This is a genomic window from Streptomyces olivaceoviridis (assembly GCF_014650115.1).
In the GTDB taxonomy this organism is placed as follows: Bacteria; Actinomycetota; Actinomycetes; order Streptomycetales; family Streptomycetaceae; genus Streptomyces; species Streptomyces olivaceoviridis.
In genome coordinates this window covers 13,083-37,854 of sequence record NZ_BMUI01000020.1, presented here as the reverse complement: position 1 = coordinate 37,854, position 24,772 = coordinate 13,083, and the positions used below count along the sequence as shown (strand labels likewise).

Sequence of the window (24,772 nt, the reverse complement as noted above, 5' to 3'; positions counted from 1 at the left end):
GTCGACTGGCCTTGCTCCACAGAGCGTCACAGCGGTCGTGATGGGTACGTACTCGGAGAAGGCCAGGGGTGGTTGGGGGCTACCCGGAACCTGGCGACGGACCCGGGCGTCATAGCCACCGACGGCCGAGCCCCATCCTCCCGTGGCGGAGGCGGAGAGAAACACGCGCGACGGCGAAACGCCAGACTTCGCCACCCCCGCGCCGCAGCCGTGCTTTTGATGGACGCACTATGGACGCGGACGCGGCCGATGCTCGACCCCCTGGGGTTCCCCCTGCCGTGCGCGGGGGTGTGATGCGCCAACAGGTACGCACAGTGAAGTGATCGACACATGGTGTGATGTGGCCCACGGTGTTGCCAGCGGTGCAACGGAAAGGAACGAGCGCTCATGCGCGAGATCCTCGGAAGGCGACGCAGGCTTCTGTCCAGGCGGAACGACGGGAGGCCTGAACTGATCGGCGCGGCCCTGACCTTCGCGGCGCAGTGGCAGTGGCCGGTGCTCCCCGGTGTGGCGCCGGACCCGCAGGGGCGGGCCCGCTGCGCCTGCCCCGACCCGGAGTGCACGGTGCCCGGTGCGCACCCCTTCGACCCCGGCCTGCTCGCCGCCACCACCGACGCGCGCATGGTGCGCTGGTGGTGGACCAACCGGCCGGCGGCCCCGATCATCCTGGCCACCGGGGGCAAGGCGCCCTGCGCGGTCAGCCTGCCGGCGCTCGCGGCCTCCCGCGCCCTGGCCCTGCTCGACCGGCGCGGCATGCGGCTCGGACCGGTGATCGCCTCGCCCACCCGCTGGGCGCTGCTCGTCAAGCCGTACTCCCTGGAGCAGCTCGGCGAACTGCTCTACGCCAAGGACTTCGTCCCCGGCTCCCTGCGCTTCCACGGCGAGGGCGGCTATGTCGCGTTGCCCCCGTCCGAGACCGGCCAGGGAGCCGTCCGCTGGGAGCGCGCGCCGCTGCCCGGCTCGGCCGCGCCCTGGGTGCCGGATGTGGAGGCCGTCGTGGACGCCGTGGTCGACGCCCTCACTCGTACGGGTGTGAGCGCGCCCGAGTTGTAGGGGTGTCGGGCGCGGGCGGGGCGGGGGAGCCCCGCTCGCTCGTTATCGTCCGCATATGCAGCGTCAACCCGGCGGCCACCGCGGCCGGCGCACCCACCGAAGGCCCGACCCCCGGCGGTTCCGGCTGCTCGCGCTCGCGGGCTTCGTGGTGGCCATGGTGGCGCTGCCGCTGGCCGTGGCCTCCGCGCGGCAGGCGGGCGACACCGGCCGGGCCGTCGTACCGGCCGCCTCCCGCGGTGACGCCCCGGCCCGCCCGGACACCGGCAGCCGCTCCCCCCACCTGCTCGGTCTCGGGCTCACCACCGCCGCCCGCTGCGGCCCCGAACTCACCTCGCCCGACGGCATCGAGGCGCAGACCTGTGTGCTGACGCGGGGCGAGGACACCTGGGCGCGCACCTACTACCGCAATGCCACCGGCCGGTCGCTGGACTCCGTGCTGAGCCTGATGGGTCCGGGCGACCGGACCGTGCAGATGCGCTGTGCCACCGGGGCCGACGACGAGCCCGCCACCTGTGAGACGCCGCGCGAGCGCAGCCGGGGCGTGCCGGACGCCTACACGGCCGTCAGCGAGTTCGCCGAGCGCGGTCCCGAGGGGGCACTGCTGCTCCGCTCCGGCAGCAACTCCTGAACTGCCGAGGGGAGTTGGCGGGCGGCTGCGCGCTGCCCCGGCGTACGCGGGCATGGAAAGACCCGGTTGCTGGCGACGGGGGATGCACCAGCAACCGGGCTACTGGAACGGTAACAAGAGATCGGCGGTTCGCAAATTCCGGGTTGGCGATTCGGACACCGATTTCCCTGTCAAAACCGGGAGTTGTGACAGGAGTCACCTGCCGCGCGGTCCGGTGTCACGGCTGACCGACCGGTCAGCCGTGACACGCGTGCGCGGGGCGTCAGCTGAGCGTGACCTGCCGGTTGGTCAGGCCGCCGCGCGCCCGGCGCTCGTCCGGAGTCAGCGGCTCCTGGACGGCGAGGGCGGCGGCGAGGCGCTCGGCGAACTCGGCGGCCGGCTTCTCCACGTCCTCCGCGGTGACCCCGGTCGGCAGGTCCCAGACCGGCACGGTGAGGCCGTGAGCACGGAAGGAGCCCACGAGCCGGGTGCCCTCGCCGAGGCTGGACCGGCCCGCCGCGTGCAACCGCGCGAGGGCGTCCAGAAGCTGTTCCTCCGGGTGGGGCATGACCCAGCGCAGGTGGTTCTTGTCCGGGGTCTCGCACCAGTACGCGGCGTCCACGCCGGACAGCTTCACGGTCGGGATGGCGGCGGCGTTGGCCCGCTCCAGGGAGGCCGCCACCTCCGGCGTGGTGTTCTCCGCGTCCGGCACCCAGAACTCGAAGCCGCTGTGCACGACCGGCTCGAACGCGCCCTCCGGGTCGAGCAGGTCCTGGAGGCGCGGACCCTCGGCGGGGGCCCGGCGGCCCTGCACCGGGGTGCCGGGCGCGGCCTCCAGCGCACGCAGCAGCGTGTCGGCGAGGTCGCGGCTGATGTCACCGGACGCCGTGTCGTTCTGGAGGCCGATCAGCACCGAGCCGTCGTCGCGGCGCAGCGCCGGCCAGGCCATCGGCAGCACGGTGGCCAGGGTGACCGACGGGACACCCTCGGGCAGGCCGTCGCGCAGGCTCAGCCCGGCCGTCGCGGCCGGGACCAGCTCGCGCAGCGCGACCCAGTCGCACTCGCTCGGCAGCCCCTCGAACGGGCGCTGCACCAGCTCGGTCGCGGCGTGCGCGGCGGCCCGGCCGTGGCAGGCCTTGTAACGCCGGCCGCTGCCGCAGGGACAGGGTTCGCGGGCGCCGACAACCGGGATCTCCCCGTCGATCAGCTGCGGCTTGACCTTCGTCTGGGGTCGCTTTTTGGCCATGGTGGGTGTCTCCCGGTTACGGCTCTTCTCGTACGTCCGGAGCCTAGCCGTTCGGACCATGGCCGACGGGAACCTGTGGACAACGCACGCGCGCTCGACGCCGGTGGGCGAATCCGCGGGTGGCGGACCGGGGACACACCGCCCTGGTTCAGTCCAGGTCGTCGAACACGTCGGCGAAGTCGAGCCCGGACAGGTCGGGCAGCGGCGCGGAGCGGGTGACGCGCGTAGCGAAACCCTCGCGGCGGCACCCGGCATCGGGATCGTGGACGTCCTCGTGGACCAGCGCCCAGACCGTCACCTCGCCCCGGATGTCGTCCCGGACGCCCCAGTCGTCGGCGAGGGCCGTGATGATGTTCAGCCCGCGACCGCCGTGCGCGGTCACCGAGGGCGTGGCCGGCGCCGGGCGGGTCGGGCCGCCGCCGTCCGTGACCTCCACGACGAGCCGCCCGCGCGCGTCGACCCGCCAGGCGGCGCGGACGTCCCCGTCCCCGGCCGGCGTGTCCCCCAAGGGCCGCCCGTGCTTGCAGGCGTTGCTCAGCAGTTCGGAAAGGATCAGTACGGCGTCGTCGATGATCGATTCGGATACGCCACCGCTGCGCAGCTGCGCCCGCATCCGGTGCCGCGCCTTCCCCACGCCCGCAGGGCCATGGGGAACGGCCATGCTCGACGACGTGGGCACCTCCTGTGCCACCACCAACGCCACCCCCGAGACCTCCTTCGCCCCACGCCATGGGGTGGATGCCCTCTTGGCTTGTACCGGAAACCGGCCAATCCTCTTCCGGTGTCGCATTCGATACGGATGGTCACGCGGCGAACGCGCCGGAGCACACCCCGTGACGGGCCCGCGCGGGCGAGGGGGCGGGACCGGCCGGCTCAGCGGCCCAGTTGCCGCAGCACCGCGCGCGGGCGGTTGGTGATGATGGCGTCGACGCCCAGTCCGACACAGAGGTCGACGTCCTCGGGCTCGTTCACGGTCCACACGTGGACCTGGTGACCGGCCTGCTTCAGCCGCTCCACGTAGGCGGGGTGACTGCGCACGATGCGGATCGAGGGGCCCGCGATGCGCACGCCCGCGGGCAGCCGTCCGTCGCGCAGCCGGGGTGAGACGAACTGCATCAGGTACACCGTCGGCAGCGTCGGCGCCACGGCCCGCACGCGGTGCAGCGAACGCGCCGAGAAGCTCATGACCCGGACCGGCGACTCGGCGGCGGAGGCCGGCGCGTCCAGTCCGAACCGTTTCAGCAGGGTCAGCAGCCGCTCCTCGACCTGCCCCGCCCAGCGCGTGGGGTGCTTGGTCTCGATGGCCAGCTCCACCCGCCGCCCGGCGTCCGCGACCAGCCCCAGCAGCCGCTCCAGGGTGAGCACGGAGGTCTCCTCGCGGTCCTCCGGCCGGTGCTCCCAGTCGGGTTCCTCGTCCCGCCCGCGCCAGGCCTCGCGCGTCTTCCAGGAGCCGAAGTCGAGGGCTGCCAGATCGGCCAGTTCCAGCGCGGAGACCGCGCCGCGGCCGTTGGAGGTACGGTTCACCCGCCGGTCGTGGACGCAGACCAGATGGCCGTCCGCGGTCAGCCGTACGTCGCACTCCAGGGCATCCGCGCCGTCCTCGATGGCCTTCCGGTAGGCGGCGAGGGTGTGCTCGGGTGCGTCCTCGGAGGCGCCGCGGTGGGCGACGACCTGGAGGGAGTGCTGTCGGGCGTGGGTCACCGCGTCATGGTGCCACCGTCGCGGGGTACACGTGGCGGCGCGGGCGCGTCCGGGCGGCGAACGGGGCATACGGCATGCACGTTTATGAAATCTTTGCCTGGAAGATCCTATATAAACCTATATAAAGACGGTCGCCGGACCCACAGCCACCGCTTATGGTGCTCTGACGGCCCGTGGGAAAAGCTGACCGCAGACCAGTGCGACCGATGACACCAGGCGTGGATCGAGGAGAAGACCTGTGAGCACCGAGAACGAGGGCAACGCGGTACCCCCGGCGCCGTCCGCGCCTCCCGTGCCGATGGCCTCTCCCGCCGCGTCCCCGCAGGGCCCCGCGCCTGAGGGGAACGCGCCGACGGCTCCGCTCCCGCCCGTGCCCCACGAGGCCCCGGCGGCCTCCGCGGCGGCGGACCACGGCCCCGCGTACCAGCCCGGCCCGGCCCCCGACGGCTCCTGGCCGCCTCCGCCGCCTGCCACCCCGGCCTACGCCGACGGCGGTTCCGGCGGCGCGGGCGCCGGCTGGGGAAGCACCTACCAGCAGCCCGCCCCCAAGCCGCGCGGCGGACGCGGCGGACTGGTCGCGGCGGTCCTGGTGGCCGCGCTGGTGGCGGGCGGCCTGGGCAGCGGTCTCGGCTACACCCTGGCCAAGGACCGGGACGACCGGGGCTCCACCACCGTCTCCGCGTCCGACGGCGGCGTCACGCAGGTCAAGCGCGCGCCGGGGACGATCGCCGGCGTGGCCTCCAAGGCGCTGCCCAGCACGGTGACCATCGAGGCGGAGAGCACCAACGGCGAGGGCGGCACGGGCACCGGGTTCGTCTTCGACACCCAGGGCCACATCGTCACCAACAACCACGTGGTGGCGGACGCCGTGGACGGCGGCAAGCTGACGGCCACCTTCCCGAACGGCAAGAAGTACGACGCCGAGGTCGTCGGCCACGCGCAGGGCTACGACGTCGCGGTCATCAAGCTCAAGAACGCCCCCTCCGACCTGAAGCCGCTCGCCCTCGGCGACTCCGACAAGGTGGCCGTCGGCGACGAGACCATCGCCATCGGCGCTCCCTTCGGCCTGTCCAACACGGTCACCACGGGCATCATCAGCGCCAAGAACCGCCCGGTGGCCTCCAGCGACGGCAGTTCCAGCAGCAAGGCGTCGTACATGAGCGCCCTGCAGACCGACGCGTCCATCAACCCCGGCAACTCCGGCGGCCCGCTGCTGGACGCCTCCGGCGCGGTCATCGGCATCAACTCCGCGATCCAGTCGACGGGCAGCGGCGGCTTCGGCACCGGCCAGTCCGGCTCGATCGGCCTGGGCTTCGCCATCCCGATCAACCAGGCCAAGTACGTCGCCCAGCAGCTGATCAAGACCGGCAAGCCGGTGTACGCGCGCATCGGCGCGTCCGTCTCCCTGACGGACTCCAGCGACGGCGCGCAGATCACCGACCAGGGCACGGGCGGCTCCGCCGCGGTCGAGACGGGCGGTCCGGCGGACAAGGCCGGCCTCAAGCCCGGTGACGTCATCACCAAGCTCGACGACCACGTGATCGACAGCGGACCGACCCTGATCGGCGAGATCTGGACCCACAAGCCGGGCGACAAGGTGACGGTCACCTACAAGCGGGGCGGCCAGGAGCACACGGTGGAACTGACGTTGGGTTCCCGGGTGGGCGACAACTGACCCACGGGGGCCATGCCCCCACACCCCGGCCCGCGCCCGGTACGCTGTACCCGCTCCGCCCCTGGTGGGCGGGCGAGGTGGGTTGCCCGAGCGGCCTAAGGGAACGGTCTTGAAAACCGTCGTGGCGCGAGTCACCGTGGGTTCAAATCCCACACCCACCGCAGAGACGCACGGCCCCTGACCAGGTGAAACGGTCAGGGGCCGGCGTGCTGAGCGGTGTCCGCCCGCGCGCGGGGTCCCGCTGCGCCGAGTGGCAGGAGACCGCCGCCGCGGGGATGGCCCGCTGAGATCCTGTCGCGGAGAGGTCCATGGCTCGGCGCCGGCCTCACGGCCGGTGCCCCGTCAGTCGGGCCGCCGACGCGATCGTGGCGCGGGCCTCGCGTTCGGTGAGGCCGGTGTCGCGGGCGGCGGCCACGAGGGGGTCCGCCAGGGCGGGCCCGATGCCGTTCTCGTAGGCGCGGCAGGCCGCCCAGAACAGGCGGGTGTTGCGCTGCCCCTCGTGCGCGGCGAGCACGAACTGGACCAGTCCCTGTCCGTGGTCGCCCGCCGCCGGGCGGGTGGGGTGGGGTGCGCGGGGCGGGGGCAGCAGGAGCCGCAGGAGGGACGGCGGGCAGGAGGCCGGGGCGAGGCCGGCCGTGCCGGGCGCGGCGGTGTAGACGCCGTGGTCGGTGCGGGAGCCGGGGCCGACGAGGTAACCGCCGGCGCCCCGGATGTCGATGCCGGGGGCGAGCCGGCCGGCCGAGTTCGGTACGACGGTGTCGGGCGGGCCGGTCAGCCAGAGGTGACGGCCGCCGCTCGGGGTGAGGACCACGACCGTCTCCGGGATCGTGAACAGATGGCGCAGGGCCAGTTCCCGCAGGGCGGCCGAGGAGTCCGTGCCGGACTTGGTGTCCAGGTCGACGCCGATCAGGTGGTACGGGGGCAGCCCGCAGGCGATGCCGTAGCCGGTGGCCCGGGGCGCGGCGGCGAAGAGCTCGCGGATGCGGACGGGGTCGGTGGAGGCGTCGTACACGCCGTGGCCGAAACGGCCGCACTCGCTGTGGCAGGGCCGCCCCGCCGGGTCCGGGTCGTCGCGGTGCGGGGAGCGCAGGGCCGGGAGCTTCGTCCGGGACAGGGGGATCACGGCCAGTCCGCGTTCGGCGGCTGACAGGGCGTGTGCGAGGGCCAGCGTCGTGGCCTGCCGGTCGATGGTGGCCATGCCTCCATGTTCGTACACCTGTTCGAAAATGGGAAGGGCGGGCAGGCGTGACGCGCCGGTGACGGGCGGAGTGGCCGGAAGGCTGCCGGAACGATTCATCCCCTGTGTCGCTTGAGGTCGGGAGGTCATGTGAAGCGTGGCTCCAGGGGTAGATGTGCCTAAAGAAGGCGATAGGGGTTTATCGACTTGTCATCACGCTTGCGTGCGAATCGCGGCTTCCAGGACGGTTCGCCGGGGATCCGGTGGGCAACTCTGGAGGCGCGACGTCGTCCACGACAGTCAAGGCGGTCGGCCAACCGCCCTGTCACCAGCCGTAGTACATGTACGTCCGGCCCTAGGGCCGCAGAGTGCTTGGTTCTGGAGGAACACATGGCAAGCATCCGTACCGCCCGCGTTCTCGCCGCCGTCTCCGCTCTCCCGCTCGCAGCCGCCCTCTTCGCCGGCGTCGCGACGGCGGACAACGGCGCCCTCGCGGACGACGGATCGAACTCGGGCGTGGGGGCCGTCCTCGGCAGCGGGGTCGGCGACGACAACAACGGCAACTCCTCCACCACGAACCAGAACGCGGTGGGTTCCGGCGCCTCGAACCAGAGCAACACCGCCCAGGTCAACGGTTCCGCGTTCACGGCCATCCGGCAGGGCAACGGGAACGTCGACGTCAACTTCACGCGGCTCTGGTGAGCCGGGGGCGAGGGTCCTCATGAGGAGGGCGCTCGCGGGGTGTGCTTCGGGGTCGCAACACATCGGCGCGGCGGTGCTCCGGTACCGCCGCGCCGGCGTTCGCCCGGTCCGGTCCGGCCGCCGCCGGCCTTGACACCCCACGCGATCTGACGGACAGTCAGAAACCGTCTGGTCGGATCAGGGGGTGCCGGTGGGCGACGAGCGGGTGGACGACGAACTGGGCGCGCGGCTGAAGGCGTTCGAGGGCCGGCCGGCCGCCGTCGCGGGCGTGGGCAAGGACCCGGTGAACGCCCCGATGATCCGGCACTGGTGCGAGGCGCTGGGAGACACCAACCCCGCCTACACCGGCCCGGACGCCATCGCCCCGCCCACCATGCTCCAGGCCTGGACGATGGGCGGCCTCAGCGGACACCAGGGCCGCAGCGGCGCGTACGACGAACTCCTCGGCCTGCTGGACGCGGCGGGCTGCACCGCCGTGGTGGCCACCGACTGCGAGCAGGGGTACCTGCGGCCCCTGCGACCGGGCGACGAGATCACCTTCGACACGGTCATCGAGCACGTGTCCGCCCGCAAGACGACCAGACTGGGCACGGGCTACTTCGTCACCACCCGCATGGACATCCGGGCGGACGGCGAACCGGCGGGCGTCCACCGCCTGCGCATCCTCAAGTACGCCCCCGCGCCCCGCGGGCCCCGGGCCCGCCGCCCCCGCCCGGTGGTCAACCGGGACAACGCCGGCTTCTGGCAGGGCGTGGCCGAGCACCGGCTCCTCCTCCAGCGCTGCACGGGCTGCGGCACCCCGCGCCACCCCTGGCTGCCGGGCTGCAACGCCTGCGGAAGCCCGGACTGGGACACGGTGGAGGCGAGCGGCGAGGGCACGGTCCACTCGTACGTGGTGCAGCACCACCCGCCCTTCCCGGCCTTCGACCCCCCGTACGCCGTCGGCCTGATCGAACTCGCCGAGGGCGTGCGGATGGTGAGCGACGTGGTCGGGGTGCCGTACGACAAGGTGCGGATCGGGCTGCCGGTACGGGTGGAGTTCCTGCGGTGCGACGAGGAGCTGACCCTGCCGGTGTTCCGGGTGGTGGACCGGTGAGGGCCGGTGAGCGGCTGGCGCCGCTGGAGATCCCGGTGACCCGCACCCTGATCGTGGCGGGCGCCCTCGCCTCCCGGGACTACCAGGACGTCCACCACGACCCGGAGCTGGCCCGGCAGAAGGGCGCCCCGGACGTCTTCATGAACATCCTGACGACGAACGGCCTGGTCGGCCGGTACGTCACCGACCACTTCGGCCCCACGGCGGTGCTCCGCGGGGTCGCCGTCAGGCTGGGCGCGCCCAACCACCCGGGGGACACCATGGTGCTGACCGGCAGGGTCGAGGAGGTCGACGGCGACACGGCCGTCGTCCGGGTCGTCGGGGCCAACGGTCTCGGCGACCATGTGACGGGCACGGTGACGGTCACGGTCCCGGGGGCCGGATCATGAGCCTGCGCACCCGCGACACCCTCGGCGGACGCGCGGCGATCGCCGGCATCGGCGCCACCGAGTTCTCCAAGGACTCCGGCCGCAGCGAACTCCGGCTCGCGGTGGAGGCCGTACGGGCCGCGCTCGACGACGCCGGGCTCACCCCGGCCGACGTGGACGGGCTGGTGACGTTCACGATGGACACCAGCCCGGAGATCACCGTGGCCCAGGCATGCGGGATGGGCGAGCTGTCCTTCTTCTCCCGGGTGCACTACGGCGGCGGGGCGGCCTGCGCCACCGTCCAGCAGGCGGCCCTCGCGGTGGCCGCGGGCGTGGCCGAGGTGGTGGTCTGCTACCGGGCCTTCAACGAGCGGTCGGGCCGCCGGTTCGGTGCGGGGGTGCAGCACCGGGAGCCGTCGGCGGAGGGGGCGGCGCTCGGCTGGACGCTGCCGTTCGGGCTGCTCACCCCGGCGTCCTGGGTGGCGATGGCGGCCCGGCGCTATCTGCACGCCTACGGGCTGACACCGGAGGCGTTCGGGCACGTGGCCGTGGTGGACCGCGGGTACGCGGCGACCAATCCGGCCGCCTGGTTCCACGGCCGCCCGATCACCCTCGCCGACCACGCCGCCTCCCGCTGGATCGCCGAACCGCTGCGCCTGCTGGACTGCTGCCAGGAGACCGACGGCGGCCAGGCGGTCGTCGTCACCTCCGTGGAGCGGGCCCGGGACCTGCCGCGTCCGCCCGCCGTGATCGCCGCGGCGGCCCAGGGCGCGGGCCGTGCGCAGGAGCAGATGACCAGCTTCTACCGGGACGGCCTGACCGGCCTGCCGGAGGCGGGCGCGGTGGCCCGCCAGCTCTGGCGCACCTCGGGGCTCGGCCCGGACGGCATCGACGTGGGCATCCTGTACGACCACTTCACCCCGTTCGTGCTGATGCAGCTGGAGGAGTTCGGGTTCTGCGGCAGGGGGGAGGCGGCGGACTTCGTGGCGGAGCGGCGGCTGCCGCTGAACACCCACGGGGGCCAGCTCGGGGAGGCGTACCTGCACGGCATGAACGGCATCGCCGAGGCGGTCCGCCAACTGCGGGGCACGGCCGTGAACCAGGTCCCGGGGGCGGCCGGCACCCTGGTGACGGCCGGTACCGGAGTGCCGACGTCGGGGCTGGTCCTGACGGCGGACGGCTGACCTCCTCAGGGTCGTACCCGCAGACGGGGCGCACCCGCACTCCACCTTCAGGAGGTGGAGGCAGCCCCACCCCTACAACCTGAGGGGGACTCGCCTTCGCGACCTGCGGCCGATCCGCGCCGGGGGCGGCCCTCCTAGCGTGGAGCCATGACCACACCCGTCTGCACCAGCGCCTCGGCCGCCGCCGCACCCGGGCGGCGGACTGCCGCCTACCCGTCGTTCGCGTCGTACGTGCGGGCCCGTCAGCCGGTCCTGCTGCGCACCGCGCGGTCGCTGACCGCGAACCCGAGCGATGCCGAGGACCTGTTGCAGACCGCGCTCGCCAAGACATACGTGGCCTGGGAGCGGATCGAGGACCAGCGGGCGCTCGACGGCTATGTGCGCCGGGCGCTGCTCAACACCCGTACCTCGCAGTGGCGCAAGCGCAGAGTGGACGAGTTCTCCTGCGACGAGCTGCCCGAGCCGGAGCCCGTGCCCGGCGGCGACGACCCCGCCGAGCGGCAGGCGCTGCGCGACGCGATGTGGCGGGCGGTCCTGCGGCTGCCGGCCCGGCAGCGGGCGATGGTGGTCCTGCGGTACTACGAGGACCTCAGCGAGGCCCAGACCGCCGAGGTGCTCGGCGTGTCGGTGGGCACGGTGAAGTCGGCGGTGTCCCGCGCACTGGGCAAGCTGCGCGAGGACCCCGAACTGGAGCTGGCCCGCTAGCCGGGATTTTCCTCCCCCTCAGTGACACACCCCCTAGTGACATACCGCGTGGTATGTGCGCAGAATCAGCGCACCCCCCTACTACCGCGTAGGCAATGTCGCCCGGGAGGATCGCCGTGCTGGCCACCATGCAGGACGTACCGCTGCTGATCTCCAGGATCCTGACCCACGGGTCGACGGTCCACGGCTCGTCGCGGGTGACCACCTGGACCGGGGAACCCGAGCCCCACCGGCGCACCTTCGCCGAGGTCGGGGCCCGCGCGGCACAGCTGGCGCACGCCCTGCGGGACGAGCTGGGAGTGACCGGCGACGACCGGGTCGCCACGCTCATGTGGAACAACGCCGAGCACGTCGAGGCGTACTTCGCGATCCCGTCGATGGGCGCGGTGCTGCACACGCTCAACCTGCGCCTGCCCGCCGAACAGCTGGTGTGGATCGTCAACCACGCGGCCGACAAGGTCGTCCTCGTCAACGGCTCGCTGATCCCGCTGCTCGCGCCGCTGCTGCCCAAGCTGCCCACCGTCGAGCACATCGTCGTGTCCGGGCCCGGCGACCGCGCCCCGCTCCAGGGCGCCACCGCCCGGGTGCACGAGTACGAGGACCTGCTCGCCGGCCGGCCGACCGGCTACGACTGGCCCGAGCTGGACGAACGCCGGGCCGCCGCCATGTGCTACACCTCCGGCACGACCGGCGACCCCAAGGGCGTCGTCTACAGCCACCGTTCCGTCTACCTGCACTCCATGCAGGTCAACATGACCCAGTCGATGGGCCTGACCGACCAGGACACCTCGCTCGTGGTCGTCCCGCAGTTCCACGTCAACGCCTGGGGCCTGCCGCACGCCACCTTCATGACCGGCGTCAACCTGCTGATGCCGGACCGCTTCCTCCAGCCCGCCCCGCTCGCCGAGATGATCGAACACGAACGGCCCACCCACGCGGCGGCCGTCCCGACCATCTGGCAGGGCCTCCTCGGCGAGCTGCACGCCACACCCCGTGACGTCTCCTCCCTCACCCAGGTCACCATCGGCGGCTCGGCCTGCCCGCCCTCCCTGATGGCGGCCTTCGACGAGCTGGGCATGCGGGTCTGCCACGCCTGGGGCATGACGGAGACCTCCCCGCTCGGCACGGTCGCCCGCCCGCCCGCCCACGCGGCGGGCACCGACGAGGAGTTCGCCTACCGCCTCACCCAGGGCCGTTTCCCGGCCGGCGTCGAGGCCCGCCTCACCGGCCCCGGCGGCGCACGCCTGCCCTGGGACGGCGCGTCGGCGGGCGAGCTGGAGGTGCGCGGCCCCTGGATCGCCCGCGCGTACTACAACGGCCCCGACGCCGAACCCCTGCGCCCCACCGACAAGTTCAGCGAGGACGGCTGGCTGAAGACGGGAGACGTCGGCACCATCTCCCCCGACGGCTTCCTCACCCTCACCGACCGCGCCAAGGACGTCATCAAGTCCGGCGGCGAATGGATCTCCTCCGTCGAGCTGGAGAACGCGCTGATGTCCCACCCGGACGTCGCCGAGGCCGCCGTGGTCGCCGTACCGGACGAGAAGTGGGGCGAGCGCCCGCTGGCCACGGTCGTCCTGCGGCCGGGCGCGACCGCCGACTTCGAGACCCTGCGCGCCTTCCTCTTCGAGGAGGGCCACATCGCCAAGTGGCAGCTCCCCGAGCGCTGGACGCTCGTCGAGGCGGTACCGAAGACGAGCGTGGGCAAGTTCGACAAGAAGGTGCTGCGCCGGCGGTACGCGGACGGTGCGCTGGAGGTGACCACGCTCTGAGGCATCGTGGACCGGTCGGGGCGTCAGCGCCGGCCGAGACCTCTCGGACGCTCCCTTAGCCTGTGTGCGGCCGTCAGGTACCGGTGCTCCAGGTCCGCCTCACCCCACCGCACGCAGGTGCCGCGCGCCTCACCGCCTCCGCGCTGTCGTGGTCCAGCCCAGCACCAGCCACACCCCCGCCACCGCGCACACCCCGGTCCAGCCCCAGTGGCCGAAGGCCGGCCCCGCGACGGCGGAGGCGAGGGCGCCGCCGGCGAAGCCGGAGACCACGTAGGCCGTGTTCGCGGTGGCCGGCGTGGACGTCGTCGTCAGCGCCAGGGTCTGGTTGGCGACATGGGAGGCGACCAGGGCCGCGTGTATCACGATCGCGGCGGCGAACAGCGCCGCCAGCACATGCCCACCGAACCAGAACAGCGGTACGGCAACGGCGGCCAGCACATACGCGGTTCCCACGACCCGCGCCGCGCCGAACCGGTCCACCAGGCCCCCCGCCAGCGGCGCCACCGCGCTGGCGGTCAGGCCGAAGAGGCCGAAGAGCCCGGCGGTCGCTGTGGACAGGCCGTAGCCGTGGCCGGTCAGCAGCAGCGCGAGGGAGGTCCACAGGGCGCTCCACGCACCGAACATCCCCGCCTGCCGCAGGCACGCCCGCCACAGGTCGGGCGAGCGGCGCAGCAGCCCCGGCAGCTCCGCGATCCCGGAGAACAGCCCGCCCGCACGCACCCGCCGCTCGACCGGCAGGGCCAGGGCGGTGGCCAGCCCGAGGGCGAGCGTCAGCACGGCGGACCCGCCGAACACCCAGCGCCAGCCGAAGGCCTGTCCGGCCAGACCGCCGACGACACGGGCGGCGACTATGCCCGTGAACAGCCCGGCGATCACGGCCGCGACATGCTGGGCGCGCCGGTTCTCCGGGGCGCGCGCGGCGACGAGCGGGACGAGCAACTGCGGTACGACGGTCGCCGCGGCGGCGACGAACACGGCGGCGGCGAGGGCCGCGGTGCCCGGGGCCAGGGCCGCGACGAGCAGCGCGACGGTGGTGGCCACGGAAAGCCAGGCGACGAGACGGCGCCGGTTGACCCGGTCGCCGAGCGGGGCGAAGAAGAGCAGACCGGCCGCGTAGCCGAGCTGGGCGACCGAGGCGATCCAGGCCACGGCCGAGGGGGTCGTGCCGAAGTCGTGGGCGATCAGCGGCAGCAGCGGAGCCGCGAGGTAGATGTTGGCGGCCGTGACGGCGGTGCAGACGGCGATCAGCAGGAGGAAGAGGGAGCCGGAGGCGGACCGCTCGCGGGCGGGGGCCCGGAGTCCGGGCGCCTGGCGGGTGGTGAGGGCTGACGGCATGGGCGGAGCTGCTCCTTAGTCGGTAACCAACTCGTTGGTTACTACCCTCCAACAGCCCGCACCGCCGTCGGCATTCCCACCCCCAACCAACTCGTTGGCCACCGCCTCGCCCGGCCTACCCTGTCCTCATGGCATCAGTGAGGGACCCCGAGGCCACCAAGGCCCGGATCTTCGAGGCGGCGGCCGCCGAGTTCGCCCGGCACGGCATCGCGGGCGCCCGCATCGACCGCATCGCTGCCGAGGCCAAGGCGAACAAGCAACTCATCTACGCGTACTTCGGCAACAAGGCGGAGCTGTTCAGCAAGGTCCTCGGCACCCGCTTGACCGACCTGGCGGCGGCCATACCCGTCGACCCGGACGACATGGACGGCTGGGTCGACCGCCTCCTCGACTACCACGCCGCCCACCCCGAACTGGTGCGCCTGCTCTTCTGGGAGGGCATGGAGTACGGCAGCGCCGAACTGCCCGACGAGGCGGCCCGCCAGGACCACTACGCCAGGAAGATCGCCGCGATCGAGGACGGCCAGGCCCGCGGCGTCATCACGGACGCCATCCCGGCCGGCCACCTGCTGATCCTGCTCACCGCGCTGGCCAACTGGATGACCGTGGTCCCGCAGACGCGACGCATCCTCGCCGGCACGGAGGACACCGACCACGACCGCCTGCGGGCCTCCATCAAGGAGGCGGCCCGCAGGCTGATCGCCTGTTAGACCGCTACCGCCGACCGGTCAGTTCGTGCCGATCCGGGCCAGCAGGTCCACGATCCGCGACTGCACCTCACCGCTGGTCGACCGCTCGGCGAGGAACAGCACGGTCTCGCCGGAGGCCAGCCGGGGCAGGTCGGCCGGGTCGACGGCGGCGGTGTAGACGACCAGCGGGGTGCGGTTGAGCTGCCCGTTCGCCCGCAGCCAGTCCACGATCCCGGCCCGTCGGCGGTGCACCTGCATCAGGTCCATCACCACCAGGTTCGGCCGGAACTGCCCCGCCAGCGTCACCGCGTCGTTGTCGTTCGCGGCCCGCGCCACCTGCATCCCGCGCCGTTCCAGCGTCGCGGTCAGCGCCAGCGCGATCTCCGCGTGCTCCTCGATCAGCAGCACCCGCGGCGGATGCTGCTCGCTGTCCCGGGGAGCCAGCGCCTTCAGCAGGACGGCGGGGTCGGCGCCGTACGCCGCCTCGCGCGTCGCCTGCCCGAGCCCGGCCGTGACCAGCACCGGGACCTCGGCGGCCACGGCGGCCTGGCGCAGCGACTGCAACGCCGTCCGTGTGATCGGCCCGGTCAGCGGGTCCACGAACAGCGCGGCGGGGAAGGCCGCGATCTGGGCGTCGACCTCCTCGCGCGAGTGCACGATCACCGGCCGGTAGCCACGGTCGCTCAGCGCCTGCTGGGTCGTCACGTCCGGCGCGGGCCACACCAGCAGCCGGCGCGGGTTGTCCAGCGGCTCCGGGGGCAGCTCGTCGTCCAGCGGCTGCGGACGCGGGGTGTCCGCCACCTCCACGGCCCCACCGGGACCGTCCAGCGGCTCCGGCCCCTCGGCGGCATCGGGCTCCGGGGCGCCTATGGCGTACGACCGCCCGCCCCCCTCGGTGCCCTGCGCCGGCCGCGCCTGCCCACCGAGCGAGGACTGCGGCACGGGTGCCGGGGCGGTGGGCGAGGGGTGCGGCAGGGACTGCTGCCCGGCGAGCGAGTTCTGGCCGCCGGGTGCCGGCTGCCCGGTCGGCGTGGGGTGCGCGGACGCGGGTTCGGCGGACGGGTGCGGCCGGGCCGCCTGGTCCGGCCGCGGCTCCTGGCCGGTGGGGGCCGGGTCGGGGCGCGTGCCCAGCTTGCGCCGCCGGCCCGAACCGCCCGGCGCGTGCGGCGGCGGGGTCGCCGTCGGCTGCTGCACCTGAGCGGCCTGCCGCGCGAACGGCACGCCCTGCCCGAGCGTACGGACGCTGATCGCCCGTCCCTGCGTCGAGTCCGGGTCGACGGGAGCGCCGGGGGCGGCTTCGGCGGGCAGCGGCAGCGCGACCCGCTGCGGCCGGCCCCCGGCAGGGGCGCCGGGGGCGGGGATCCCGGTGCCGGAGGTCTCCCCGGTGCCGGGCCATTGCTGCGGGACGTCGGCGGCGGGAGCGCCCGGGGCCTTCGCGCCGGAGGTGTCGCCCGAGCCGGGCCACTGTTGCGGGACGGCGGCGGAGGGGACGCCCGGAACCGGTGTGCGGGTCCCCGTGCCGGAGGTGTCGTCGGCTCCCGGCCACTGCTGCGGGACGCCGGGCGGCACAGGGGCGGCCTGCGCCCCCGCGGGCACCTCACCCGTGCCGGCCTCGGCGGGCAACGGCAGCGCACCCGGGGACGCCACCGGAGTGCCGGCGGCCGGGGTGCCCGGCTGCGCGGGAGCGAGGTGGGGAGCCGTGCCCTGGCCCTGCGGGGCGTGGCCGGGCGTGCCCTGGGCCGGCATGCCGTGGGCAGGCGTGGCCGAGGCCGGTGCCGCCGGGGCGGGCGCGGGCTGACCAGGGGCGACGGGGGCGGGTGCGGGGTGGCCCGGCGTGCCCGGCGCGGTGGCACCGGGCTGGACGCCGGGATCCGCGGGTACGGCACCCTGCGCCTGGGCGGCCGGCTGCCCGGCCGGGGCGACGGGACCGGCCTGGACGGGGTTGCCCGGCCCGGCCGTCCCCTGCGCCGGGGTCCCCTGACCGGGGCCAGGGGGTACGGCCGTGCCCTGCAGGACCTGGCCGGAAGCGGCCGGCGCCGGGAGGGGCTGCGGCGGGGTCTGCCCGGTCGCGGGCGCCACCGTCCGGGCGGCCTCGGCGGGCTGGGCCCCGGCCCGGCGGCGTCGGCCGGTCGGGGCGCTGGTGGGATGGGGCTGCGGCGGGGTGTGGTCGTCGGCCTGGTCGAGCGGTACGGCGTCGTGCCGGCCGTCGTCACCCGGGATGCCCTCGACGGACACCGGCATCCGGGCGGGAACCTGCACCTGACCGGGCAACGGCCCGGCACCGGCCACCGGACCGGCGACGCCGGGCCGACCGCCGGCGGGACCGGCACCGGGGACGGTGGGACCGGCACCGGGGACGGCCGGGGCAACGGCACCCGGGGCCACGGGGACACCGGCGTCGGTGCCGGCGCCCGTGGGCGCGCCGGCACCCGGAGCGACGGGAACCCCGGCACCGGGAGTCACGGGGCCACCGGGGGAGACATCGGCACCGGGAGCCACAAGGCCACCGGCAGGAACCCCCGCACCGGTAGCCACAGGCCCACTGGCGGGGACACCCGCGTGCGGGCCGACAGGTGCACCGGCACCCGGGGCGACGGGAACTCCGGTACCAGGAGTCACTTGGCCCCCAGCCCCAGGAGCCACCGGAACCCCGGCACCCGGAACCACAGGAACACCGGCCCCAGGAGCCGCCTGGCTCCCAGCCCCCGGAGCCACAGGGACGCCCGCACCAGGAACCACAGGAGCACCCGCCCCCGGAGCCGCCGGCGCCCCGGTACCCGGGCCCGCAGCCGCGCCGCCACCCGGCGGTACCGGTACGGCCGCACCCGCGCCCGTACCGGTGCCCGTGGCGTCGGCCGCGCCACTCTCCGGGCCCGGGGTGTCCGGGGACCGGTCCGCCTCGGCCGGCGGGAGGGCGAAGACCGTACGCGCGCCGCCCGCCTCCTGCGCCGCGGCCCGCTCCGCCGCCGCGGCCAGCGCCCGTCGGCGCCGTCCCGTCGGCTGCGCGCCCTCGGCCGTATCCGCCTCGCCACCCTGCGCCGGCACCACGGAGGCACCCTCGGCCGGCAGCGCCCGCGCACCCGGCTCGCTGCCCGCCGCCGGAAGCGCCGGGGGCAGCGCGGCCTGCGGGGCGCCGGAGTCGCGGCGGGCGCGCCGGCCCGTCGGCACGGGTACGCCCTGCGGCGGCACGGTGCCACCGAGTCCCGTACCCGAGGCGGCGGCCCCCGCGCCCTGTTCGGCCGAGGTCACCACGGATCCCTCGGACACGTCCTCGGCGGTGCCCTCACCGGCCTCGGCGTTGTCCGCGGGCCGACCGCGGCGGCGTCCGGTCCCGCCGGAGGCGGTCTCCGCGCCCTCGGCCGGGACCGCGGCACCCTCCTCGGCGGGCGCGGCGGCACGCCGCCGGCGCCGTCCGGTCGGCGCGGGCGCCTCCGCCTCACCGGCGTCACCCGCGCCGGTCACGTCACTGTCCAGGAAGGCGTCCGTGGAGGCCCGCCGGGCGCGCCGCCGGCCACCACCGGGGCCCTGCCCGGCCGCACCGGCGTCGTCCGCGCCGCCCTCACCGCCGTCCGGCACCCGCACCGCGACCGGCGCCCCGGCGGCCCCTGGCACACCTGCCGCGACCGCGCCCGCCCCGCCGCCGAGCGGTACTTCGAGCACGTACGCGCTGCCGCTCATGCCCGGCACCTCGTGCGTCTGGAGCACACCGCCGTGGGCCCGCACGATCCCGCGCACGATCGGCTCGTGCACCGGGTCTCCGCCGGCGTACGGGCCGCGCACCTCGATCCGCGCGACCGCGCCGCGCTGCGCGGCGGCCACGACGACGGTGTTGTCCAGGTAACCGCCCGCCGAGACGGGCGTGTTGCCGGTGGCGTCGACCCCGGCGACGTCCGCCACCAGGTGCGCGAGCGCGGTGGCGAGCCGCCGCGGGTCGACCTCGGCCTCGATGGGCGGCGCGTGGACGGCGAACTGCACCCGCCCCGGCCCGATCAGCTCGACGGCCCCGTCCACACCGGCGGCGACGACGGCGTCCAGCATCACCTTCGTACGGGTGATGTCCTCGCTGCCCGCGTCCAGTCGCTGGTACCCGAGGACGTTGTCGATGAGGGTGGTGATGCGGGAGTAGCCGGCCGAGAGGTGGTGGAGCACCTGGTTGGCCTCGGGCCACAGCTGCCCGGCGTCGTCGGCGGCGAGCGCGGACAGCTCGCGGCGCAGCTCGTCCAGCGGCCCGCGCAGCGACTGCCCGAGCAGCGTGAGCAGCTGTTCGTGCCGCCCGGCGAGGGCCTCGTACCGGTCCTTCTCCCGCTCGGCGAGCGCCGCGTACCGCTCCTCGCCGGCCGCCAGCTCCTCCGTGTGCTGCTCGCGCAGCTCCTCGATCTCGGTGACATGCTGCTGGCGCAGCGCGGTCAGGTCGGAGGCGTGTTCCTCGGAGAGCCGCTCCAGTTCCTCGGCGTGCGCCTTCTCCAGCGCGTCCTTCTCCTCCGCCAGGGCGTCGTACGGCCGCCGGTCGGTGAAGGTCATCACGGCACCGACGAGCTGGTCGCCGTCGCGCACCGGCGCGGTGGTCAGGTCGACCGGCACCTTCTTCTCGCCCTTGGACCACAGCACCTGACCGCGCACCCGGTGCTTGCGCCCGGAGCGTAGGGTGTCGGCGAGCGGCGACTCGTCGTAAGGGAAGGGCGAGCCGTCGGCACGGGAGTGCAGCACCAGCGTGTGCAGTTCCTTGCCGCCCAGCTCACCGGCCCGGTACCCCAGTATCTGGGCGGCGGCCGGGTTGACGAGCACGATCCGTCCGTCGGTGTCGGTACCCACGACACCTTCCGCCGCCGCCCGCAGGATCATCTCGGTCTGCCGCTGCGACCGGGCCAGCTCGGCCTCGGTGTCCACGGTCCCGGACAGGTCCCGGACCACGAGCATCAGCAACTCGTCGCCGGTGTAGCCGTAACCGTCGTACGCCTGCTGCCCGTTCTCCAGATTCGCGCTGGTGACCTCGACCGGGAACTCGGTCCCGTCGGTCCGCCGCGCGACCATCCGGGTCGGTTTGGTCCGTCCCGTGGGATCCATGTGATCGGGCCGCCGCATGGAGCCCGGGATGAGCCGGGAGTCGAACTCGGGCAGCAGATCGAGCAGCCCGCGCCCCACGAGAGCCGTACCGGGCGTCTCGAAGGCCTCCAGAGCGATGGTGTTGGCGTTGACGACGGTTCCGTTGGCGTTGACCAGGACCAACGCGTCCGGCAGCGCGTCGAGTATGGCTGCGAGGCGAGCAGCGCCTCGGGATGGCCTGCTGCTCACGAGACGCCTTCCTCCCTGTTACCGCACCTTGCCGACCGCTCGGGCCATCTTGCCAACCGGCCCGCGACGTGTCACGCGAGGGAGTCTAAGGGCACGGGTCCCGCTCGCGGCGCCGGATGAGAGGGAGGTCCCACGAGGAAGTGACGGCGAACGCGTGACCGTATGCGCCGGATCCCCGACTCCTCCCCGGGACCTTTACGGAACCAATGCGTCCGCCCACCGCTCGCTAGGCCGGTCCGCCCATGCGCGGCAGCAGGGGCACCATCCGGTCCCACCGCCCGATCTCGCACCCGTCGCGGCGGTCGTACGAGGCGTCCACCGGGCGTCCGGCCCAGGTCCCGGTGACATGGGCGGTGGCCGGGCCGCCGTAGAGCATGGTGCAGGTGGTGCCGGCGGCGACCGGCGCGAAGGGGTCCTGCCCCCACCGCGTGTGCGCGTCGAGCACCCGGCAGGCCTCGGCGGCGTCCGGATGCCGGCCGGCACTGGGATGGCAGCGCACCTCGTACGTCCCGTCCCGCCCCGCCCCGGCGTGCCGGACGACGACGGTGAGGTGATCACCCTGGTCATCCGGCCGGACGGGCGGCGGCATGGCGCCGGCCGCGGCGGCGGACACGGCGGTGAGGGGGACGAGGGAAGCGGCGGCGGAGAGCGACGCGAGCAGAAGGCGCCGCACGGCGCCCGGCAGCACAGGGTCCATGCCCCTTCCAACGCGCCCGCGCCCCAGACGTTGCGCCCCGCCGGGGGAGAAGCCCTTTGCCCTGCGGCCCAGGTGCCTAGTACCGTGGGGGGCGATTGGTGACGCGGTACTCGACTGTGTCATCATCTGCACGCACCACTCGCGCGCTCGCGTGAGCGGTTGTGCTGGAGGCGTCGCCTAGTCCGGTCTATGGCGCCGCACTGCTAATGCGGTTTGGGTCTTAAAGCCCATCGAGGGTTCAAATCCCTCCGCCTCCGCCCCTATCCCGAAGCCCCGGTCCCCAGGACCGGGGCTTCGGCGTTCCCCGCTCTCCGTCGCCTCCTCACCCCCCGGCCGACGTTTTCGCAGGTCACAAGGGGTGTAGGGATCGGATTTCACATGACGGCGGCAGTCATGTAATGTTCTTCCTGTCGCCGCGAGCGGGCCGAAAGGACCGGGAGCGGGGGCAAAACAAAAGAACAAGCACTCGTAGCTTAACGGATAGAGCATCTGACTACGGATCAGAAGGTTGCAGGTTCGAATCCTGCCGAGTGCACACAGGTTAGAGGCCCCGGATTGCTCCGGGGCCTCTTGCGTTTCAGGGGCGTACAGCAGCGAAGTACAGCAACGGGGTCTGGATCAGCCGGTCTCGGTCCCGGTACCGCCCATGGCGGCGGACAGCTTGCCGAGCGCGGCCCGCACCTCTTCCTCGCTGGCTTCGGCGTAGACCTCCATCGTCATGGCGATCTGCGAGTGCCGCAGGATTCGCTGGGCGACTTTCGGGTGGACTTTCAGGGCGACGAGGAGCGAGCTGCACGTGTGGCGCGTGTTCCGTAGCGGGATCACCCGGAGGCCGGCGCGCCGGGCCCGCAGGGCGAACATGCGGGTGAGGTTCCCCGGCTCGATCGGCGTTCCGTACTTCGTGGTGAAGATCAGCCCGCGAGTGTCCTGCCACAGCTCACCGGCCGCCTTCCGGTCCCCGGTCTGCTGGGCACGCCGCATCCGGAGCGCCCGAAGGCAGAACTCGGGGAGCGGAAGGAAGTCGTCGGACTCCTCCGTCTTGGTCTCCCGGTGGAGGATCTGTCGACCCGCACGCTGGATCTGGTGATCCACGTACAGCTCACCGGTCTCGAAGTCGATCGACTTCCAGGTCAGGCCCAGGACCTCACCGCGTCGCAGGCCGAGGCAGAGCACCAGGACCCAGGCGGCGAAGAGCGGATCTTCGCGAGCGAGGGAATCGGCGAGGAAACGCCCGGCCTCGACCACGGACCAGGGCTTGATCCGGCGCCGCCGAGGCTTGGGCACCTTGACCAAGGAGGCCACGTTCTTGCTGATCTCCTCCTCGGTGACGGCGTGGGTGAGCGCGGCCCGCAGGGCGTCTCGGGCGGCCTGGACGACCCGCCGGGACGGGTAGGCCTCACAGCACTCCCCGACGGCACAGCACCGCTGCCGTGCCTTGACCCGCTTGGCGTCCTTGCCCTGGGCGCAGCACTGGCAGATGCCGGCCAGCTTGGTCAGCCACTCCCGGACGTCCCGGACGGTCAGCTTGTCGAGCCGCTTCCCGCCAAGGTGCGGGTTGATGTAGAGCCGCACGGAACCTTCGTACGACACGTACGAGAGTGGAGCCAGGTTGGGCTTCACGATCGACTCAAGCCAGTAGGAGAGGAACGCCTGCACCGTGCGGTGCCGGGTCTGCACGGGGCCCTTGGTGGCTTCGCTGTGCAGCCTGATCCACTTCTCGTGGGTCTCCTCTCGCGTCTTGCCGTACACGTACTTCCGCTTGCGGTCGCCCTCCGGGGCCGTGACCCAGGCATAGGCCGCGAAGCCGTTCTTGTACGGGTAGATGGACCCCTCGCCGTTCGCGCGCTTCCCAGTCATGCCGCCCACTCCTCGGTCTCGGAGGCACAGCGGGCCACGTACTCGTCCACCCAGGCCGGGAGGATCCGGCGGTTGCGGCCGATCTTCACGGACCGGATCTCACCGCTGAGGATGAGCGCCTTGGTCTTGGAGAGGCCGAAGCCGAGCATCTCGGCGACTTCGGCCGTGGTGTGCCACTTACGGGTGATGGTCACCGTGGTCATGCGGTGGGCTCTCCTTCCGTTCCAGGAGCGGGTTCGAGGGATGTGGCAAGCCAGGCTTCGGTGTCGGACAGGCCGGTGCCGGCGAAGACCCAGTGGGCGAGGACGTAAGTCGTCTCGGGTTCCGCGCCGTTGGGTGCTGTCGCTTGTGCTCGGCGCCATTGGGCGCGGGCGTCGCGGAGGGCGCCGAGGGTGGTGGAGTAGCGGCGGGACTTCGTGGAGAAGTGCCCGCGGAAGCCGAGCATGTGGGCCCAGGCGCGCAGGCGGAGGTGTTCCAGGTCTTTGCGTGCGCCGAGGGTCCAGGCGGTTCGGATGAGGCGGCGGGCGTGGTCGCTGATGTCGAGTTGGGCGAGTTCGGCGGCGAACTTGAGTGGGCGGTCGAGGGCGCCGGTCGCGGTCTCGGCGCCCTTGGTGGCGTACTTGGCGATGTACGCCGCTACGGCCCGCTCGGTCAGCTCCTGGCCGTCGTTGAAGTCGGCGGAGCGGATGGTTCGGACGTCGAGCTGGCGGCCGAAGGTGAAGGTGTGGGCGCGGTCGTCGATGACCGGGCCGTCGACGCGGACCTTGGCAGCGGCGACGCGGATGGCGTCGGTGAGGAGTTCGGCCGTTGCCCAGGGCGGGGGCGGGGTGTCTCCGCCGCCGGGGCCGTCGAGGCGGATCACGGCGTGGAAGTGGACGGCTCCGCGCTTCTGGTACTCGGCGACCTTGGCAAAGGAAACACGGGCGTGGTCGCGGAACCGACGCTGTGACAGGCCCGCACGCTTGGCGACCTCCCGGCGGAGGTAGGTCGAGAAGCGCCGCCAGAGCTGTCCGGCGTGGGCGTTCCAGAGGACGGCCGTTTCGTAGTCGTAGGTGTCCGGGTTCAGCGGGGTGCCAAGGGTGTCGTCGTCCTGGTCGTGGTGGGTGCCACAGCGGCAGGGGCGGCCGTCGGTGCGGCGGTTGTGCACCGGGCCGAAGCCGGGGGCGGTGAACGTGGCGAAGACGCGGGGATGGGCGGCGACGTGTTCCGGGGTGCCCTTGCCACCACGCAGTCCGGCGGTGATCAGATGGAAGGTGTCGCGGCGGTAGACCTCGGCGCAGGCCGGGCAGCGGGTGGTGCGGCGGTTGTTGCAGCGCACGAGGAGTTGGCCGGCCGGGAGAGTGGCCGAGTCGAGGTGGTGGAGGACGCGGCCGATCTCACCGGTGGTGGTGTCGACGCCGTACTCGGTGCGGTGGCCGTCGAGGCGGATCGGGTGGGTGCAGCCGCCGAGCCCGGAGAGCTGCCGGAGGATACCGGGCAGGGTGCCGTGTTCGGCCAGCCTTGCGAGTTCCGGGAGCGGGGGCGGGGTGGTGCGGGTAAAGATGGCGGTCTCCTTCTGGCTGGATCGGTCAGGAGGGAGGGGCCCGGGGCGGCCGGATGCTTGGCCGTGTCGTGGC

The 24,772-nt window shown here is 73.5% G+C and carries 20 protein-coding genes and 3 tRNA genes; 13 read left to right on the top strand and 10 right to left on the bottom strand.

The window, feature by feature from the left end:
• The first annotated feature begins 387 nt into the window (after positions 1-387).
• Positions 388-1,053 (top strand): bifunctional DNA primase/polymerase, encoded by a 666-nt coding sequence (locus IE273_RS30625; protein WP_189818420.1) that lies wholly within the window; start codon positions 388-390, stop codon positions 1,051-1,053.
• Between the two features lie 154 nt (positions 1,054-1,207).
• On the top strand, positions 1,208-1,681 hold the full coding sequence (locus IE273_RS30620; protein ID WP_189818519.1) for a hypothetical protein: 474 nt from the start codon (positions 1,208-1,210) through the stop codon (positions 1,679-1,681).
• A gap of 262 nt (positions 1,682-1,943) precedes the next feature.
• Here IE273_RS30620 and IE273_RS30615 read toward each other — a convergent pair whose 3' ends face one another.
• The 3 genes from IE273_RS30615 to IE273_RS30605 form a co-directional block, all read right to left on the bottom strand.
• Complete coding sequence (locus IE273_RS30615; RefSeq protein WP_189818419.1) at positions 1,944-2,906, bottom strand: DUF5926 family protein; 963 nt, start codon at positions 2,904-2,906, stop codon at positions 1,944-1,946.
• 148 nt (positions 2,907-3,054) lie between these two features.
• Positions 3,055-3,696: an ATP-binding protein gene (locus tag IE273_RS30610; protein ID WP_189818418.1), complete on the bottom strand. Its 642-nt coding sequence runs from the start codon at positions 3,694-3,696 to the stop codon at positions 3,055-3,057.
• Between the two features lie 83 nt (positions 3,697-3,779).
• Entirely contained in the window at positions 3,780-4,607 is an 828-nt protein-coding gene (locus tag IE273_RS30605) for a glycerophosphodiester phosphodiesterase (RefSeq protein WP_189818417.1), read from the bottom strand.
• Positions 4,608-4,845: 238 nt separating this feature from the next.
• Between IE273_RS30605 and IE273_RS30600 the strand changes: the two genes are divergently transcribed.
• Together IE273_RS30600 and IE273_RS30595 are read left to right on the top strand one after the other, a co-directional pair.
• Entirely contained in the window at positions 4,846-6,282 is a 1,437-nt protein-coding gene (locus IE273_RS30600) for a S1C family serine protease (RefSeq protein ID WP_189818416.1), read from the top strand.
• A gap of 76 nt (positions 6,283-6,358) precedes the next feature.
• Positions 6,359-6,443: transfer RNA gene (locus IE273_RS30595), tRNA-Ser, on the top strand.
• Between the two features lie 164 nt (positions 6,444-6,607).
• Here IE273_RS30595 and IE273_RS30590 read toward each other — a convergent pair.
• Positions 6,608-7,480 carry a bifunctional DNA primase/polymerase gene (locus tag IE273_RS30590; RefSeq protein WP_189818415.1) on the bottom strand — a complete coding sequence of 291 codons (873 nt, stop codon included), beginning with the start codon at positions 7,478-7,480 and terminating at the stop codon, positions 6,608-6,610.
• Positions 7,481-7,849: 369 nt separating this feature from the next.
• Here IE273_RS30590 and IE273_RS30585 point away from each other — a divergent pair, with 369 nt between their 5' ends.
• The 6 genes from IE273_RS30585 (at position 7,850) to IE273_RS30560 (ending at position 13,286) form a co-directional block, all read left to right on the top strand.
• Positions 7,850-8,161 carry a hypothetical protein gene (locus tag IE273_RS30585; RefSeq protein WP_189818414.1) on the top strand — a complete coding sequence of 104 codons (312 nt, stop codon included), beginning with the start codon at positions 7,850-7,852 and terminating at the stop codon, positions 8,159-8,161.
• Positions 8,162-8,351: 190 nt separating this feature from the next.
• Entirely contained in the window at positions 8,352-9,257 is a 906-nt protein-coding gene (locus tag IE273_RS30580; protein ID WP_229887717.1) for a bifunctional MaoC family dehydratase N-terminal/OB-fold nucleic acid binding domain-containing protein, read from the top strand.
• A complete protein-coding gene (locus IE273_RS30575) occupies positions 9,254-9,646 on the top strand; it encodes a MaoC/PaaZ C-terminal domain-containing protein (RefSeq protein ID WP_189818413.1) in 393 nt (130 codons plus the stop codon). Before IE273_RS30580 ends, IE273_RS30575 begins: the two co-directional genes overlap by 4 nt.
• A complete protein-coding gene (locus IE273_RS30570) occupies positions 9,643-10,809 on the top strand; it encodes a lipid-transfer protein (protein WP_189818412.1) in 1,167 nt (388 codons plus the stop codon). The genes IE273_RS30575 and IE273_RS30570 overlap by 4 nt, the downstream gene beginning before the upstream one ends.
• Before the next feature lie 147 nt (positions 10,810-10,956).
• A complete protein-coding gene (locus IE273_RS30565; protein ID WP_189818411.1) occupies positions 10,957-11,514 on the top strand; it encodes a SigE family RNA polymerase sigma factor in 558 nt (185 codons plus the stop codon).
• A gap of 116 nt (positions 11,515-11,630) precedes the next feature.
• Positions 11,631-13,286, top strand: coding sequence for a long-chain fatty acid--CoA ligase (locus tag IE273_RS30560; RefSeq protein ID WP_189818517.1), 1,656 nt, complete (start codon positions 11,631-11,633; stop codon positions 13,284-13,286).
• A gap of 129 nt (positions 13,287-13,415) precedes the next feature.
• On the opposite strand, the gene IE273_RS30555 is transcribed toward IE273_RS30560, so the two are convergent.
• The gene (locus IE273_RS30555; RefSeq protein WP_189818410.1) at positions 13,416-14,621 is read right to left on the bottom strand and encodes an MFS transporter; all 1,206 of its coding nucleotides are present in this window, start codon (positions 14,619-14,621) and stop codon (positions 13,416-13,418) included.
• Between the two features lie 128 nt (positions 14,622-14,749).
• Here IE273_RS30555 and IE273_RS30550 point away from each other — a divergent pair, with 128 nt between their 5' ends.
• A complete protein-coding gene (locus tag IE273_RS30550; RefSeq protein ID WP_189818409.1) occupies positions 14,750-15,331 on the top strand; it encodes a TetR/AcrR family transcriptional regulator in 582 nt (193 codons plus the stop codon).
• Between the two features lie 18 nt (positions 15,332-15,349).
• Here IE273_RS30550 and IE273_RS44760 read toward each other — a convergent pair whose 3' ends face one another.
• Positions 15,350-20,602, bottom strand: a complete 5,253-nt coding sequence (locus tag IE273_RS44760; RefSeq protein WP_189818408.1) for a hybrid sensor histidine kinase/response regulator — start codon at positions 20,600-20,602, stop codon at positions 15,350-15,352.
• Between the two features lie 226 nt (positions 20,603-20,828).
• Positions 20,829-21,299: an SSI family serine proteinase inhibitor gene (locus IE273_RS30540; RefSeq protein WP_189818407.1), complete on the bottom strand. Its 471-nt coding sequence runs from the start codon at positions 21,297-21,299 to the stop codon at positions 20,829-20,831.
• Positions 21,300-21,465: 166 nt separating this feature from the next.
• Between IE273_RS30540 and IE273_RS30535 the strand changes: the two genes are divergently transcribed.
• Positions 21,466-21,556: transfer RNA gene (locus tag IE273_RS30535), tRNA-Ser, on the top strand.
• 205 nt (positions 21,557-21,761) lie between these two features.
• A tRNA-Arg gene (locus tag IE273_RS30530) sits at positions 21,762-21,834 on the top strand.
• 83 nt (positions 21,835-21,917) lie between these two features.
• Here the strand turns inward: IE273_RS30530 and IE273_RS30525 are convergent.
• Genes IE273_RS30525 through IE273_RS30515 form a run of 3 tightly spaced genes read right to left on the bottom strand, consistent with a single transcriptional unit; the run spans position 21,918 to position 24,654 of the window.
• Positions 21,918-23,165 carry a site-specific integrase gene (locus IE273_RS30525; RefSeq protein WP_189818406.1) on the bottom strand — a complete coding sequence of 416 codons (1,248 nt, stop codon included), beginning with the start codon at positions 23,163-23,165 and terminating at the stop codon, positions 21,918-21,920.
• Positions 23,153-23,359 (bottom strand): helix-turn-helix domain-containing protein, encoded by a 207-nt coding sequence (locus tag IE273_RS30520; RefSeq protein ID WP_086700592.1) that lies wholly within the window; start codon positions 23,357-23,359, stop codon positions 23,153-23,155. The genes IE273_RS30525 and IE273_RS30520 overlap by 13 nt, the downstream gene beginning before the upstream one ends.
• Positions 23,356-24,654 carry a replication initiator gene (locus IE273_RS30515; protein WP_189818516.1) on the bottom strand — a complete coding sequence of 433 codons (1,299 nt, stop codon included), beginning with the start codon at positions 24,652-24,654 and terminating at the stop codon, positions 23,356-23,358. The genes IE273_RS30520 and IE273_RS30515 overlap by 4 nt, the downstream gene beginning before the upstream one ends.
• Positions 24,655-24,772: the final 118 nt, after the last annotated feature.